Origin of the sequence: Variovorax sp. 679 (assembly GCF_003952185.1) — a bacterium.
GTDB lineage: Bacteria > Pseudomonadota > Gammaproteobacteria > Burkholderiales > Burkholderiaceae_C > Variovorax.
In genome coordinates this window covers 181,854-195,603 of record NZ_RXFS01000013.1, presented here as the reverse complement: position 1 = coordinate 195,603, position 13,750 = coordinate 181,854, and the positions used below count along the sequence as shown (strand labels likewise).

Annotated in this window: 16 protein-coding genes; 10 read left to right on the top strand and 6 right to left on the bottom strand. The window is 65.7% G+C overall.

Going from position 1 to position 13,750, the window contains the following annotated elements; all coding sequences use genetic code 11:
• The 8 genes from EJO71_RS29110 to EJO71_RS29075 form a co-directional block, all read left to right on the top strand.
• Window positions 1–460 (top strand): RHS repeat-associated core domain-containing protein (locus EJO71_RS29110; RefSeq protein ID WP_164546924.1); only part of this gene is annotated, 460 nt, incomplete at its 5' end.
• Window positions 457–858 (top strand): hypothetical protein, encoded by a 402-nt coding sequence (locus tag EJO71_RS29105; RefSeq protein WP_125952137.1) that lies wholly within the window; start codon window positions 457–459, stop codon window positions 856–858. The genes EJO71_RS29110 and EJO71_RS29105, both read left to right, overlap by 4 nt.
• 255 nt (window positions 859–1,113) lie before the next feature.
• Window positions 1,114–1,581, top strand: coding sequence for a hypothetical protein (locus EJO71_RS29100; protein WP_125952136.1), 468 nt, complete (start codon window positions 1,114–1,116; stop codon window positions 1,579–1,581).
• Window positions 1,582–1,618: 37 nt separating this feature from the next.
• Window positions 1,619–1,909 (top strand): hypothetical protein, encoded by a 291-nt coding sequence (locus EJO71_RS29095; RefSeq protein WP_125952135.1) that lies wholly within the window; start codon window positions 1,619–1,621, stop codon window positions 1,907–1,909.
• A 360-nt stretch (window positions 1,910–2,269) separates the two neighbouring features.
• Entirely contained in the window at window positions 2,270–3,286 is a 1,017-nt protein-coding gene (locus EJO71_RS29090; protein ID WP_125952134.1) for a sugar ABC transporter substrate-binding protein, read from the top strand.
• A 33-nt stretch (window positions 3,287–3,319) separates the two neighbouring features.
• Window positions 3,320–4,279: an ABC transporter permease gene (locus EJO71_RS29085; RefSeq protein ID WP_125952133.1), complete on the top strand. Its 960-nt coding sequence runs from the start codon at window positions 3,320–3,322 to the stop codon at window positions 4,277–4,279.
• On the top strand, window positions 4,279–5,082 hold the full coding sequence (locus EJO71_RS29080) for an ATP-binding cassette domain-containing protein (protein ID WP_125952132.1): 804 nt from the start codon (window positions 4,279–4,281) through the stop codon (window positions 5,080–5,082). The genes EJO71_RS29085 and EJO71_RS29080 overlap by 1 nt, the downstream gene beginning before the upstream one ends.
• A complete protein-coding gene (locus tag EJO71_RS29075) occupies window positions 5,075–6,301 on the top strand; it encodes an ROK family transcriptional regulator (protein ID WP_125952131.1) in 1,227 nt (408 codons plus the stop codon). The genes EJO71_RS29080 and EJO71_RS29075 overlap by 8 nt, the downstream gene beginning before the upstream one ends.
• Here the strand turns inward: EJO71_RS29075 and EJO71_RS29070 are convergent.
• From EJO71_RS29070 to EJO71_RS29045, 6 genes are all read right to left on the bottom strand, one after another.
• On the bottom strand, window positions 6,298–6,696 hold the full coding sequence (locus tag EJO71_RS29070) for a DUF6194 family protein (RefSeq protein WP_125952130.1): 399 nt from the start codon (window positions 6,694–6,696) through the stop codon (window positions 6,298–6,300). The genes EJO71_RS29075 and EJO71_RS29070 overlap by 4 nt on opposite strands.
• Window positions 6,697–6,719: 23 nt before the next feature.
• Window positions 6,720–7,733, bottom strand: coding sequence for a tripartite tricarboxylate transporter substrate-binding protein (locus EJO71_RS29065; RefSeq protein WP_125952129.1), 1,014 nt, complete (start codon window positions 7,731–7,733; stop codon window positions 6,720–6,722).
• Window positions 7,734–7,746: 13 nt separating this feature from the next.
• Complete coding sequence (locus EJO71_RS29060) at window positions 7,747–9,174, bottom strand: sensor histidine kinase (protein WP_125952128.1); 1,428 nt, start codon at window positions 9,172–9,174, stop codon at window positions 7,747–7,749.
• On the bottom strand, window positions 9,175–9,840 hold the full coding sequence (locus tag EJO71_RS29055; protein WP_125952127.1) for a response regulator: 666 nt from the start codon (window positions 9,838–9,840) through the stop codon (window positions 9,175–9,177). It abuts the gene before it with no gap.
• A 26-nt stretch (window positions 9,841–9,866) separates the two neighbouring features.
• Window positions 9,867–10,877, bottom strand: coding sequence for a tripartite tricarboxylate transporter substrate binding protein (locus tag EJO71_RS29050; RefSeq protein ID WP_125952126.1), 1,011 nt, complete (start codon window positions 10,875–10,877; stop codon window positions 9,867–9,869).
• A 76-nt stretch (window positions 10,878–10,953) separates the two neighbouring features.
• On the bottom strand, window positions 10,954–11,748 hold the full coding sequence (locus EJO71_RS29045) for an IclR family transcriptional regulator C-terminal domain-containing protein (RefSeq protein ID WP_125952125.1): 795 nt from the start codon (window positions 11,746–11,748) through the stop codon (window positions 10,954–10,956).
• Between the two features lie 199 nt (window positions 11,749–11,947).
• Between EJO71_RS29045 and EJO71_RS29040 the strand changes: the two genes are divergently transcribed.
• Window positions 11,948–12,871 carry a shikimate dehydrogenase gene (locus EJO71_RS29040; RefSeq protein ID WP_125952124.1) on the top strand — a complete coding sequence of 308 codons (924 nt, stop codon included), beginning with the start codon at window positions 11,948–11,950 and terminating at the stop codon, window positions 12,869–12,871.
• 29 nt (window positions 12,872–12,900) lie between these two features.
• Window positions 12,901–13,734: a shikimate dehydrogenase gene (locus tag EJO71_RS29035; protein ID WP_125952123.1), complete on the top strand. Its 834-nt coding sequence runs from the start codon at window positions 12,901–12,903 to the stop codon at window positions 13,732–13,734.
• Window positions 13,735–13,750: the final 16 nt, after the last annotated feature.

The following is a 13,750-nucleotide window of genomic DNA, read 5'->3' as shown; positions in this document are numbered from 1 at the left end:
ATACTACGACCCGCGAGCTGGAAGATTCCTAAGTAAAGATCCTGTCGGACTTGACGGCGGAATTAATGTCTACAGCTACGTACCCAATCCTGTTGAATGGGTTGATCCAACTGGGTTGACCAAAAACCCTGGGGGTGAGGGTAGGAAGGGAAAGTCAGAAAAGCCGAATCAAAATTCAAAAAAGAAATGTCGAAAGCATTGGGAGGTGAATAGGTTTGATCGGATTTGTGATGGTCATGTTAAAGGTGTCGGTCATGTTAAATATCTGAGGGATCCGTCTACGGGTCTTTGGTGGTCGAGCGATCAAACGGGACATGGAGGTAGTACATGGAAAGTGCACAACAAAGACGGCGGATGGGTCGCTGACGCGGATGTTTATGGAGATTATATGAACAAACATAAAGGCGCCGCGGGAAAGTCAATTGATTTCAAAGAAATGAACTGCAAGAACGCAAAATGATTGAGTCCGCAGAGGAATTTGTACGGCTTCGAGATAGCGAAGAGAAATCTGAATATGATAGATCGGCGCTCGAAGAGGCTCCTGTATCGGTTTGGCGGGATGTTATTTTTCGCTATCCGGGCTATCGAAAATGGGTGGCTCACAATAAAACTGTTCCTTTGGAAATCCTTGAAGAGCTGTGTCAGTATGAGGCGGATGTGAAAATATTTGTCGCTATGAAGAGGTCGCTTTCCAATGATTTGTTTGTGCGTCTTGCGAGCGACCCAAGCGCAATAGTTAGGCAGCAAGTGGCTGCAAATAAAAAAATCCCTTTGGATCTGTTGAACAGTTTGAGTTTGGACCCCGATGAAGATGTGGCTCGTGTTGCCAGATTTAATTTAGACGGGCGAAGCAAATAAAGCTGCTGAGCGGGTGCGATAACGTCGATGCCTGCGACATCGTGCAGGATCCGCTGTGAAGCGACGGGCAGAGGGGGCCTGCTGTCCTCGATTAGAAAGAGATAGCGTTCTGCCAGCGATCACCTGCACGCCGCAAGAACTATCGGGGAGCATTGCGCGATCTGCGAAGTACTGGGCAGGGCGGAGGCCTGACCAGGGGATTCAACTGCATGCGCAGATGATTCTTCTCGTCAGCTTGGCTTTGAGGGAAAAACGATGGATTTCGCCTTGATTGAATGTTCCAGGATTGACTGGAGCAAATATGAAGAAGTCCAAGGGCGAGCAGATTCCATTCCACTCGCCTTGGAGGCTCTGTTGAGTTCCTCAATAGAAGAGGCAGAAAAATATTATTGGGAAATTGAAAATCATGTCGTCGTTCAAGGGCAGCTCTCTAGTGCTGCAGAGCCAACGCTTCAGGTGCTTATTGCCTCGCTTTTGAATGCTCGCCCTAGGCACACCAAAATTGATGTGCTTGAGCTCATATTTCAGATTGTTGCCGCGTCCATTGCGGAGGTCGTCAACGAGGAGTGCAAAGAAATACAGCGGCGAGTTCGACTTCGCGCTCTCGAGGGGGTGTGGGTTTTCTATGGAGAGTTGAATGGAGAGCATGCCGAAGCTGCAAGCGAAGTGTTGAATCTGATTGATTCATCGCGTTTCAAATTTTTTCTTGATGCGGGCAGATGATTTGCGTTTATTCTTGTGAATATAGAGGGCGTTCTTGATGAGTGAAATAAAGGAAATATGGGTTTTCAATGGATCGAAAGCAAGATTTCCTTCGGCCATTTTTGTAGTCAAGGCAGATGGGCTGGATTGGATAGAAAATTACAGATTGACCGGCACTTTGACCAAGTACCCTGTGGGTGTTTCGGTCTATAAGTGGGCAATTGAGAGCGGGAATTTCAAAGTGAAGTCGGAAAGAGATTCGACGCCGGACTTCATCGGGAACTTTTCGAGTGCAGCGCAAGAGCACATGCATTTCGAGAACGGGGCCACAGCAAGCGCGGCAACATGATCAAGCGCGGGCGGTCGACGAACCGTCCTTCGCATCGGGCGGCCTCCGCATGACTGGGGTGATCGACCAATGGAACATCACCCACTGCCTTCAACTACGACCCGCGGCTTCCGGTCGTGCAACGCTCAAGGGGCAGCCTCGAAACTGTTTGACTGAAGGTCCCATGAGGCTCTCTTCGCTTCTCGCTGATGCAAGCGCCTCGGCAACCCTTTCTTCATCTTCGGGTTTTCGATAACTAAATCACCTTGATTTAGTCATTCCACTGCCCGATAGTCCCCTTGCGCCCGGACGCCCCGCTTTCCACCACGCGATCCGGATCCAAAACCGCAGGCGCAAACCGCCCGCCCAAGGAGACAACCCATGCACACCAGCCCTCGCTCCGTCCTCGCCCTGGCGGCGCTGTCGCTCGCCGCACTCACCGCGTCGACTGCCGCCTTCGCAGCCGACCAGCCCGTCATCGGCCTCGTCACCAAGACCGAAACCAACCCCTTCTTCGTCAAGATGAAGGAAGGCGCGCAGGAAGAAGCCAAGAAGCAGGGCGCCAAGCTGCTCTCCGGCGCGGGCAAGGCCGACGGCGACAACGCGGGCCAGATCACGGCGATGGAGAACATGATCGCGGCCGGTGCCAAGACCATCCTCATCACGCCGAGCGACGCCAAGGCCATCGTTCCGGCGATCAAGAAGGCGCGCGACAAGGGCGTGATGGTGATTGCGCTCGACAGCCCGGCCGATCCGCCGGACGCGACCGATGCGCTCTTCGCCACCAACAACTACACGGCGGGCGTGCTGATCGGCGAGTACGCCAAGGCCGCGATGGCGGGCAAGCCGGCGAAGATCGTCGCGCTCGACCTGCTGCCCGGCCACCCGGTGGGCGCGCAGCGCCACAACGGCTTCATGAAGGGCTTCGGCCTGCCGGCGAACGACGCAAAGTCGAACGAGCTGTCGAAGGCGCCCGAGATCGTCTGCATGGCCGACAGCTTCGGCGACCAGGCCAAGGCGCAGACGGTGATGGAAAACTGCCTGCAGAAGGCGCCCGACGTGAACCTGGTCTACACCATCAACGAGCCCGCCGCGGCCGGTGCGTACAACGCGCTGAAGCGCGCCGGCAAGGAGAAGGGCGTGATGATCGTGTCGGTCGACGGCGGCTGCCAGGGCATCAAGGACACGGCCGCCGGGATCATCGCCGCGACCTCGCAGCAGTACCCGCTGAAGATGGCCGCCATGGGCGTGGCCGCGGGCGTCGAGTTCGCCAAGACGGGCAAGAAGGCCTCGGGCTATGTCGACACCGGCGTGACGCTGATCGCAGGCAAGAGCGTGGCCGGCGTCGACAGCAAGGACACGAAGACCGGCACCGAGCTCTGCTGGGGCAAGAAGTAATCAACTGACAGCCCTCCGGGGAGGAGTATCTCGATGGCGAAATCCGCGACGCACCACATTCCGTGGGGCGCCCTGGGGCCGTGGCTGGCCCTGCTCGGCGCATGCATCTTCTTTGCGACCCAGTCCGACCGCTTCCTCACGGGCGGAAACCTGTCGCTGATCCTGCAGCAGGTGATGGTGGTCGGCGTGATCGCCATCGGCCAGACGCTGGTGATCCTCACGGCGGGCATCGACCTGTCGTGCGGCATGGTGATGGCGCTGGGCGGCATCATCATGAGCAAGTTCGCCACCGAGCTCGGCCTGCCGGCGCCGGTGGCCATCCTCTGCGGCATTGGCGTGACGACGCTGTTCGGCCTGCTCAACGGCCTGCTGGTCACGCGCATCAAGCTGCCGCCCTTCATCGTGACGCTGGGCACTCTGAACATCGCCTTCGCGATCACGCAGCTGTACTCGTCGTCGCAGACCATCACCGACCTGCCCGGCGCCCTCACGGGCCTGGGCACGACCTTCGCCATCGGTGGCGCAGAGGTGGCCTGGGGTTCGGTGCTGATGGTGGCTCTTTATCTGCTCGCGTGGTTCGTGCTGCGCGAGACGGCTGCCGGGCGGCATGTCTACGCAGTGGGCAACAACGCCGAGGCAACGCGCCTCGTCGGCATCCCGACGCAGCGCGTGCTGCTGGGCGTGTACGTGATGGCGGGCGTGCTGTACGGCATCGCCTCGCTGCTGTCGGTGGCGCGCACCGGTGTGGGCGACCCGAACGCGGGGCAGACCGAGAACCTCGACGCCATCACGGCTGTGGTGCTCGGCGGCACCAGCCTCTTCGGCGGGCGGGGCATCGTGCTGGGCTCGCTGATCGGCGTGCTGATCGTGGGCGTGTTCCGCAACGGGCTCACGCTGATGGGCGTGTCGTCGATCTACCAGGTGCTGGTGACCGGCATCCTCGTGATCCTGGCCGTCACCGCCGACCAACTCTCGCGCCGGGGAGCACGCTGATGACCATCGCTGCTGCAAACCCACGCAAGATCGTGATGCAGGCCAAGGGCCTGGTGAAGCGCTACGGCCAGGTCACCGCGCTCGACGGCGTCGACTTCGAACTGCGCGAAGGAGAGATCCTCGCGGTGATCGGCGACAACGGTGCGGGCAAGTCTTCGCTCATCAAGGCGCTGTCGGGCGCGATCGTGCCCGACGAGGGGCAGATCCTGCTCGACGGCGAGCCGGTGCACTTCCGCAATCCGCTGGAGGCGCGCCGCGCCGGCATCGAAACGGTTTATCAAGACCTGGCCGTTGCCCCCGCCATGACCATCTACGAGAACCTGTTTCTCGGCCGCGAACTGCGTCGCCCGGGCTTCATGGGCAACGTGCTGCGTATGCTCGACAAGAAGAAGATGCTGCTCGAAAGCACCGCCCGCATGGCCGACCTGAAGGTCGGCATCCAGTCGATGACGCAGGCGGTCGAGACGCTTTCCGGCGGCCAGCGCCAGTGCGTGGCGGTGGCGCGTAGCGCGGCCTTCGCGCGGCACGTGGTCATCATGGACGAGCCCACCGCCGCGCTCGGCGTGAAGGAGGGCAACATGGTGCTCGAGCTGATCCGCCGCGTGCGCGATCGCGGCCTGCCCGTGGTGCTCATCAGCCACAACATGCCGCACGTGTTCGAGGTGGCCGACCGCATCCACGTGGCGCGCCTCGGCCGGCGCGCGGCCGTGCTCGATCCGAAGAAGATCAGCATGAGCGACACCGTGGCGGTGATGACCGGCGCGATGCCGGCCGACCAGTTGCCCGCGGAGGCGCATGCCTGATGCGGACACACCCGCTGCGCGCACGCCCGACCTGCTGCGGCCCCGCGGCTCCAACCAGGTCGGCATGCGCCAGTTCAACGAGCGCACGGTGCTGCAGGCACTGCGCGTTCACACCAGCCTGCCCAAGGCCGACCTCGCGCGGCTGACCGGCCTGAGCGCGCAGACCATCGGGCTCATCACGGCGCGGCTGGAAGAAGACGGGCTCATCGTCAAGCAGAGCCGAGTGCGCGGCCGCATCGGCCAACCGTCGGTGCCCTTGGCGCTGAACCCCGACGGCGCCTTCGCCATCGGCATCAAGGTGGGCCGGCGCGGCGCCGAATGGCTGCTGATCGACTTCACCGCACAGGTGCGCGAGCGGCATGCCATCGGCTACGACTTTCCCGACGCCGACGAGCTGCTGCCCGCCATCGCGCAGCACATCCATCGGCTGCGCGACGGGCTGGGGCCGCTGGCTGCGCGCAATGTCGGCGTGGGGCTGGCTGCACCGTTCCTGCTTGGCGGCTGGCATCGCACGCTGGGGCTGTCGAAGGGACAGTCCGACCTGTGGAACCAGATGGACCTGGCCGCCGAGGTGCGGGCGCGCACCGACGTGCCGGTGAGCTTCGCGCGCGACACCGTGGCCGCCTGCGTTGCCGAGCTGGTCGGCGGGCGAGGGCACGACCTCAAGAGCTTCCTGTACATCTTCGTCGACACCTTCGTGGGCGGCGGGCTGGTCATCAACTCGCACCTGCACACCGGCGCGAATGGCAATGCGGGTGCGCTGGCGTCATTGCCGATGCAGCCGCCGGGCAGTCGTGGAGCGCTGCCGCCGCAGCTCGTGGCGCAGGCCTCGCTGTGGGAGCTGGAGCAGCGACTGGTCGGCGAAGGTCTCGACCCGATGGCTGCCTACGACGAACGCGCGCTGCAGCCACCCTTCGCCGGTGCGACGCTGGCCTGGCTGGAGAGCGCCTCGCAGGCGCTGGCGCATGCCATCGTGTGCGGCACGGCCATGCTCGACCTGGCCGATGTTGTGGTGGACGGCTCGATGTCGCGCCCGCTGCTGCAGGCGCTGCTCGACCAGACCCGCGACGCGCTCGACCGCTGCAACTGGGAAGGCCTGTGGCAGCCTCGGCTGCATGGCGGCAAGGCGGGCGCACAAGCCTGTGCGCTCGGCGGCGCGATGCTGCCGCTGCACGCCAACTTCGCGCCGGACCACGATGTGTTCCTGAAGGCGGCCTAACCGGCCTTTCGCGATCGCGCGAGGTTCAACGCCTTGGCGATCAGCGGCTTCACCGTCTCGAAGGTCTTTGCGCTCGGGTTGATCACGCTGATCCAGTACATCTTTGCGTACACCGGATGCGGCATCAGCGTGTCGAGCGCGCTGTGGTCGATGGCGGCCAGCTCTTCGCCGAACAACGCGCGAAAGCTCTCCTTGCCCACGCCGATGTTCAGCCGGAACAGGCCCGGGCGGTCCAGCTTCGAGGCGCTGTCGAACTCGTCGTCCTTCGTCACGATGGTGGCGAACGGAAACTTGTTGTCCGCGTCGTGAAAGAAGAAGGTGTTGTCGTCGGCGATCTGGAAGTGGCCGCCGGCCAGCATGTCGATGATGTGTTGGGTGATGGCGTCTTCGGTCATGGACGCGATCTTGCCTGTGTTCGTCAGGAGGGCCAGCGCCGCAGGCCCAGTTCGTCCGCCAGCCGCCGGTAGGCCTTGATCTGCGCCTGCACGTAGTCGTCGAGCGCCGCGCCGGTGAGTGCGAAGGGGTAGAGCCCGTGCTGTTCGCGCAGCGCGGCATAGCCGGGCGCGGCGCTCGCTTCGCGGAACGCCGTGGCCCAGGCCTGCACGGCGGCTTCCGGCACGTCCGCGCTCAGGTACAGGCCGCGTACGGTCGGCCATGCCAGGTCGACGCCTTGCTCGCGTGCGGTAGGTACGCCGGTGAGCGCGCCACCCAGGCGGCTTTCCGACAGCACCGCGAGCAGCCGCACGGCGGCTCCTCCCGCGATGGCCTGCAGTGCCTCGGCTGCATCGCCGGGAAATGCGTCGACATGCTTGCCCTGCAGCGCGCTCAATGCGTCCCCGCCACCCTCGAACGACACGAAGCGCATAGCCTTGTGGTCGCGCCCCGCAGCGCGCACCAGCAGGGCTGCCTTCACCCAGTCCTGGCTGCCGACCGTGCCGCCCGCGCCGAAGGCGATGCGCGACGGGTCCTGCCGCAGCGCGGCGACCAGGTCCTGCAGCCGCTTGTAGGGCGAGTCGCGGTGCACGGCGATGACGCCGTAGTCGGTGCCCAGCGTGGCGATCCAGCGCACGGCCGAGGGCGAGTGCGGGCCGAAGCGGCCCTGCGCGAGGTTGAGCAGCGAGCCGCTGGAGAACGCCACCAGCGTGCCCGGCCCGCCGAGCTTGCCGGTGGCGATACGGTCGAAGGCCACCGCGCCGATGCCGCCTGGCAGGTAGCGCTGGGCCAGCGGCGGGCGTCCGGGCCGCACGGCCTGCAATGCATCGCGCGCCAGCGCACAGGTCAGCGCGAAGCCGCCGCCGGCCTTGGCTGGTATCACGCAGTCGGCGGCGTTCCCGGAAGGATCGCTCGCGGCCATCGCACGCATGCCGAGCGACGGCGCCAGCAGTGCGCACAGGGCGCGCAATGCATGGCGGCGGCTGGAAAGATGGGGCATGGCGGCGGGCCTGTCAGATGGCGGCGGGCGCTGTAGTGCGCGGCCACCAGATGATCGCATGCAGCCCCGGGCCGGCCTCGCGCGCCTCGAGCCGCAACTCCCCCTGGTGCCGATGCGCGATGGAGCGCGCAATGGCCAGCCCCAGCCCGAAGCCGCCCTTGCCGGCACGCGCACCGCGCCGGAAGCGCTGGCCCAGGGCGGCGCGTTCTTCCTCGCTCAGTCCGGGGCCGTTGTCTTCCACGTTGAGGCTCCAGCCCGCCGCGTCGCCCGCGGCAAAGAGCGTGATCGTGCCCTCGGCCGGCGTGTAGGTGATCGCGTTGGTCACCAGGTTGCCCAGCGCCTCGCGCATCAGCCCGCGATCGGCCACGGCGGGGAACTCGGGCGTGGGCGAATGGATGCCCAGGTCGATGCGTTTGGCGCGCGCCAGCGGCAGCAGGTCGACAGCCACTTCGCGCAGCAGCGCCGCAAGATCGAACCCGGCGGGTTCCACCGACACCGTGTCGCTGCGGCCCAGCGCGAGCAACTGTTGTGCGCTGCGCGTTGCGCGGCCGATCTCGGTGCCGAGCGCGTCGAGCGCCACCCGCACCTGCACCGGGTCTTCCTCGCGCCGCGCGTAGTCGGCCTGCATCTGCAGCGTGGTCAGGTGGGTGCGCAGCTGGTGCGATGCGTCGTCGAGAAACTGGCGCTGCTGGGCCACGAGATCCTGCGTGCGCGACATCTGCTGGTTGACTGCCGCCACCAGCGGGCGCACCTCGGCGGGCAGGTCGGCCTCGGCGATGCGCGTGAGGTCGTCGCTCGTTCGCGCGCTCACCTCGCGCGCCAGCCGCGAGAGTGGGCGCAATGCCGCCGCGAGCGCCAGGGCGGTGCCGCACAGCAGCATCGCCAGCACCAGCCCGTCGCGCAGCGCGGCGCTGCGCACGAAGCGCGCTGTGAACTCCTGCCGCGAGCGCGTGCTCTCGCCGATCTGGATCAGCACGCTGCGCCCGGTGCTGCCCGCTGGCGCGCGGTCCAGGTCGCGACGGTAGGCGGCGAGCCGCACGGCCTCGCCGAAGTAGGTTGCGTCGTAGAAGGCTGGCACGCCCATCGCCAGCGTGGCGGGCGGTGCAGGCAGATCGGCACTGCCCAGCTCGACCAGTCCGTCGGAAGTCGCCACGCGAAAGAACACCTGGCCGCTCGCGGTCAACTCGAAGAACTCGAACATCGTGTAGGGCAACTCGACCGAGAGGCCGCCCGAGGCGGTCGAGATGTTGGCGTCGATGGATTTGAGCGCGCCCAGCAGCGAGCGGTCATAGGCGGCGTTGGCGGCGGCCAGTGCGTCGTGCCGCGTCATCCACAGCTCGATGCAGGTCACGACAAGCAGGGCGGGGAAGAGCAGCAGCGCGAGCCGCTGCCACAGGCTCGCGCGCCGCAGGCGGTGCGCCACGTCGGCTACCACGCTCATTCAGTCGGCTTCCAGCACATAGCCCAGCCCGCGCAGCGTGACGATGCGCACGCCGCTGCCGTCCAGCCGCTTGCGCAGCCGGTAGACGAAGACTTCCACCGCTTCCGGATGCACTTCCTCGTCGTCGGAGAACACCCGGTCGAGGATCTGCTGCTTCGACAGCGGCTCGCCGCTGCGCTGCACCAGCACGCGCAGCACGGCCAGCTCGCGCGGCGACAGCGCCAGCGCCTCGCCATCGAGCGTGAAGTGTCGCCGCGCGCCGTCGTACACCAGCGGCCCGCAGGCCTGCCGCGGATGCTCCACGCCGCGCGCGCGCCGCACCAGCGCATGCAGCCGTGCCTCGAGCTCGGCCAGCGCAAAAGGCTTGGCGAGGAAATCGTCGGCGCCCGAATTGAGCGAGGCCACGCGCTCGTTCAGCGAGTCGCGCGCCGTGAGGATCAGCGCCGGCAGCCGCTGGTCGCGCTCGCGAAGCCGCTGCAGCACCGTATGGCCGTCGAGCCCGGGCAGGCCCAGGTCGAGCACCAGCGCGTCATGGTCGCGCTGCTGGAGCGCCCGGTCCGCCAGTCGCCCGTCGTCCACCCATTCGACCTGGATGCCCGCGTGCTCCAGCGCCTTGCAGAGCCAGGTGCCCAGGGTGTGTTCGTCTTCCGCCAGCAGGATGCGCATGGCGCCGATGCTAGAGCCTGCGGGGCTCAATCAGGCTTGATGTTTGCCCTTGCGATGACCTTCTGCCAGCGGGCTTGCTCGGACGCGATGAATTGCGCGAACTGCTCCGGCGTGCCGCCGATGGCCTCCGCTGCGTCGTTGGTCAGCCGCTGCATCGAGTCGGGCGACTTCACCGCCTTCATCGTCTCGGCCGAGAGCTTGGCGAGCTGGGGCGGCGTGATGCTGGCCGGCGCGAGCATGCCGTACCACTGCGTCATCTCGAAGCCCGGGAAGCCCTGCTCGGCCACGGTCGGCACGTCGGGCAGTTGCGGCAGGCGCTTGGCCGAGCCGGTCGCGATGCAGCGCACCTTGCCCGCCTTGATGAACTGGAGGACCGCCGCCGCCCCGATGGCCGAGGCGTCGAGCCGGCCCGAGAGCAGGTCGGTCACCATCGGGCCGGTGCCACGGTACGGCACGTGCAGCATGAACACGTCGGCCGTCATCTTCAGGTACTCGAAAGCCAGGTGACCCGCGCTGCCGTTGCCCGCCGAGCCGTAGCTGAGCTTGCCGGGCTTCGACTTGGCGTAGGCGATGAACTCCTTGAGGTTCTTTGCCGGCACGTCGGGGTGCACCACGTACAGGCTGGGCACCTTGGCCAGCAGGCTCACCGGCTTGAAATCCTTGTTCGCGTCGTAGGGCAGCTTGGCGAAGATGTACGGATTGACCGCCAGCGTGCCGATGTGGCCCAGGATGATCGTGTGCTGGTCGGTGGCGCGCGCCACCTCGCCCATCGCGATGTTGCCGGCCGCGCCCGGCTTGTTGTCGACGAACACGCTCTGACCCAGAGTGCGCGAGAGCTCGGCGGCGGTCGAGCGCGCGACGATCTCCGAGCTGCCGCCGGGGGCGAAGGGCACGACGAAGCGGATCGATTTGTTCGGCCAGGTGTCCTGCGCGGAGGCCATCGAGGGCAGCAGGCCGCCGAGGGCCAAGGCACCGCCGGCTTGCAGGAGGCCGCGGCGGTTCAGGCGGGCGTCGTCAGGGGAAAAGAGGTTGGACATGGATTGTCTCCAGCGCTTTTTGGATTGAAAGCGCGCATCCTGCCCGGGGGATGCTGTCGGAATCCTGTCAGTCGGGTCAGATCAGGTTCCGCATCGCCTGTGCCGTCTCCCGCAGCACCGGCAGCACACGCGCCACTGCGTCTTCCGAACTCTCGTGGCCCATCGGCATCGTGATGTTCAGCGCCCCCACCAGCGTGCCGTGCCGGTCGCGCAGTGGCACCGCGATGCCGCGCGAGTTCAGGTCGAGTTGCTGCTCCGACAGTGCCCAGCCCTGTGCCCGGATGCGCGCCAACTCGAGCTTCATGCGCTCCATGCTCGCGATGGTGTGCGAGGTGAACACCGTGAGCTGCTTTGTCGTCAGCCACTCGTTCAGCTCGGCGTCGCTGCGCAGGGCCAGCATCAGCATGCCCGATGCCGTGACCTGCGCCGGCACGCGCGCGCCGAGCACGTAGCCGGTGCTCATGCTGCGGTTGGGGCCGTTGCGTGCGATGTAGACGACCTCGTCGCCGTCCATCACGCTGAGGTACGCGATCTCGTTGGTGCCGGCCGCCACCCGCTGCAAGAAGGGCTGCACCACGCGCGGCAGGCGGGCCGATTCCAGGTACGACTGGCCCAGGCGCAGCACGCGGGGCGTGAGCCAGAACAGCTTGCCGTCGCTCGCCACGTAGCCCATGTGCTGCAGCGTCAGCAGATAGCGCCGCGCGGCGGTGCGGGTCATGTTCGTGCGCTGACCGGCCTGGCTGGCGGTGAGGCGCGGGTTGGCGTCGTCGAAGGCTTCGATGATGCTCACGCCGCGCTCGAGGCCGGCGATCCAGTCGCGCTTGTCGAGGCCGGGAGGCGGCGCCGGGTCGTCCTTGCTGTCCTTGCTCATGGGCGGAAGTGTGCCTTCGTGGAAAGGGGCCGGGTTTGCATTCGGTGCAGGTGAAAACCCTTGAATTGAACGATCAGTGAATTTTGTAGTTCGATAATCGCACGTTTTGATGCGCCCAAGGCTGCATGGATCCGCCGAAGAGACTATAAAGCTCGCCATCCGGCCTCGAAAAGAGCGATTGACGAACGGAAGCATGCACATGAGCCATTCCATCAGCGGCAGCACCCAGGCTTACCTGATCCCCGGCGACCCGGTTCGCAATGTGCGGCTGCCGCGCATGTTCAACGCGGCCTTCGAGCGCTTCGGCATCGACGCGGTGCTGCTGCCCATGCAGGTGCCGGTGCGCGACTTCGCGGTGTTCTTCAAGTCGGCGTTCCTTGCGCGCAACGTGCGCGGCATGGTGATCGCGCCGCCCCACAAGCCGCTGGTGGTCGACCTGCTCGACGGCTGCGGCCTCTTCGGGCGCGTGGCGGGCTCGGTCAACGTGGTGCGCCGCACCGAGGGCGACCAGCTCGAGGGTGACCTGTTCGACGGCGAGGGCCTGATCGGCGCGCTCGACCACTACAACATTCCCTTCCGCGGCAAGCGCGTGCTGATCCTCGGCGCGGGCGTGAGCGCCGCCGCCATCGGCGTGGCGCTGGCCGAGGGCGGCACGGTGAACGGCGCGGCGCACATCGCCTTCTACGACAAGGCCGCCGGCAAGGCGGCAGGCGTGGCGGCCAAGCTCGATGCCTTCTTCGACGCAACCGTGGTTGCCGTGGACAGCAACGCGCCCGAAGGCTACGACCTCGTCGTCAACGCCACCCAGCTGGGGCTGAGCGACGACGACGCGCTGCCCGTCGACGTAATGCGCATGGACGGCCACGCAGCGCTCTTCGACATCCTCCTGCGCAACCAGCCCACGCCGCTGGTGCGCGCTGCCCGCGCTCGCGGCCTCAATGCCCAGGCGGGCTTCGAGATGCTCATCCAGCAGATGCCGCACTACTTCCGCTATTTCGGCCACATGGACGCGGCGGAGGCGATGCAGGCCGACGCCGGTTTCCTGCGCGAAATCATCTATCCGCCGGCGATGCACGCCGAGATCGCGCAGCCCCTGCGCTATCACTCACCAAGCGTGGCCTGAGCCACGCTTCAACTCCCGAAACGACTCACATGATTTCCGGCAAGTCCACGCTCATCGCCCACATCGGCTACCCCACGGAGACCTTCAAGGCTCCGATGATCTACAACCCCTGGTTCGACAAGCAGGGCATCGACGCCGTCGTGGTGCCCATGGGCGTGAAACCCGAGGACTACGCGGCGTCGCTGCCGCAGATCTTCAAGTTCAGCAACATCCGCGGCGCGCTGGTGACCATGCCGCACAAGGTGGCGACGATGTCGCTGGTCGACGAGGTGACGCCCACCGCGCGCGTCGCCGGCGCCTGCAACGCCGTTCTCAAGCGGCCCGACGGCACGCTGCTGGGCGACCAGTTCGACGGTGCCGGCTTCGTGCGCGGCGTGGAGCGCAAGGGGCGGCTCTTCAAGGGCACGCGCGTGCTGGTGTCGGGCACGGGCGGCGTGGGCTCGGCCATTGCCGCGTCGATCGCCGCCGCGGGCGCGGCCGAGCTGATGCTGTTCGACATGAGCGAAGCCTCGGCCAGCGCGCTGGCCGCGCGGCTGCGCGAGCACTACCCGCAGATGAAGGTGGCCACCGGCTCGAAGGACCCGGCCGGCTACGACGTGGTCGTCAACGCCACGCCGCTGGGCATGAAGGAGGGCGATCCGCTGCCCTTCGACGTGGACCGCATCGATCCGACCACCTTCGTGGGCGAGGTCGTGATGAAGACCGAGTACACGCCGTTGCTGCAAGCAGCCAAGGCCAAGGGCTGCCAGGTGCAGGTCGGCACCGACATGCTGTTCGAGATGATTCCGGCCTACCTGGAGTTCTTCGGCTTCGGCACCGCCTCGCCCGAAGAGCTGCGCGCCGTGGCGCAGCTGAAGTACTGAAGAAAGGGAGGCTCGT

What these genes read in the sequence shown, in the direction of transcription:
- EJO71_RS29085 (WP_125952133.1), top strand. Translation starts at nt 3,320, where the DNA reads ATGGCGAAATCCGCGACGCACCACATTCCGTGGGGCGCCCTGGGGCCG.
- EJO71_RS29040 (WP_125952124.1), top strand. Translation starts at nt 11,948, where the DNA reads ATGAGCCATTCCATCAGCGGCAGCACCCAGGCTTACCTGATCCCCGGC.
- EJO71_RS29060 (WP_125952128.1), bottom strand. Translation starts at nt 9,174, where the DNA reads ATGAGCGTGGTAGCCGACGTGGCGCACCGCCTGCGGCGCGCGAGCCTG.
- EJO71_RS29045 (WP_125952125.1), bottom strand. Translation starts at nt 11,748, where the DNA reads ATGAGCAAGGACAGCAAGGACGACCCGGCGCCGCCTCCCGGCCTCGAC.
- EJO71_RS29055 (WP_125952127.1), bottom strand. Translation starts at nt 9,840, where the DNA reads ATGCGCATCCTGCTGGCGGAAGACGAACACACCCTGGGCACCTGGCTC.
- EJO71_RS29075 (WP_125952131.1), top strand. Translation starts at nt 5,075, where the DNA reads ATGCCTGATGCGGACACACCCGCTGCGCGCACGCCCGACCTGCTGCGG.
- EJO71_RS29090 (WP_125952134.1), top strand. Translation starts at nt 2,270, where the DNA reads ATGCACACCAGCCCTCGCTCCGTCCTCGCCCTGGCGGCGCTGTCGCTC.
- EJO71_RS29035 (WP_125952123.1), top strand. Translation starts at nt 12,901, where the DNA reads ATGATTTCCGGCAAGTCCACGCTCATCGCCCACATCGGCTACCCCACG.
- EJO71_RS29065 (WP_125952129.1), bottom strand. Translation starts at nt 7,733, where the DNA reads ATGCCCCATCTTTCCAGCCGCCGCCATGCATTGCGCGCCCTGTGCGCA.
- EJO71_RS29100 (WP_125952136.1), top strand. Translation starts at nt 1,114, where the DNA reads ATGGATTTCGCCTTGATTGAATGTTCCAGGATTGACTGGAGCAAATAT.
- EJO71_RS29095 (WP_125952135.1), top strand. Translation starts at nt 1,619, where the DNA reads ATGAGTGAAATAAAGGAAATATGGGTTTTCAATGGATCGAAAGCAAGA.
- EJO71_RS29105 (WP_125952137.1), top strand. Translation starts at nt 457, where the DNA reads ATGATTGAGTCCGCAGAGGAATTTGTACGGCTTCGAGATAGCGAAGAG.
- EJO71_RS29050 (WP_125952126.1), bottom strand. Translation starts at nt 10,877, where the DNA reads ATGTCCAACCTCTTTTCCCCTGACGACGCCCGCCTGAACCGCCGCGGC.
- EJO71_RS29080 (WP_125952132.1), top strand. Translation starts at nt 4,279, where the DNA reads ATGACCATCGCTGCTGCAAACCCACGCAAGATCGTGATGCAGGCCAAG.
- EJO71_RS29070 (WP_125952130.1), bottom strand. Translation starts at nt 6,696, where the DNA reads ATGACCGAAGACGCCATCACCCAACACATCATCGACATGCTGGCCGGC.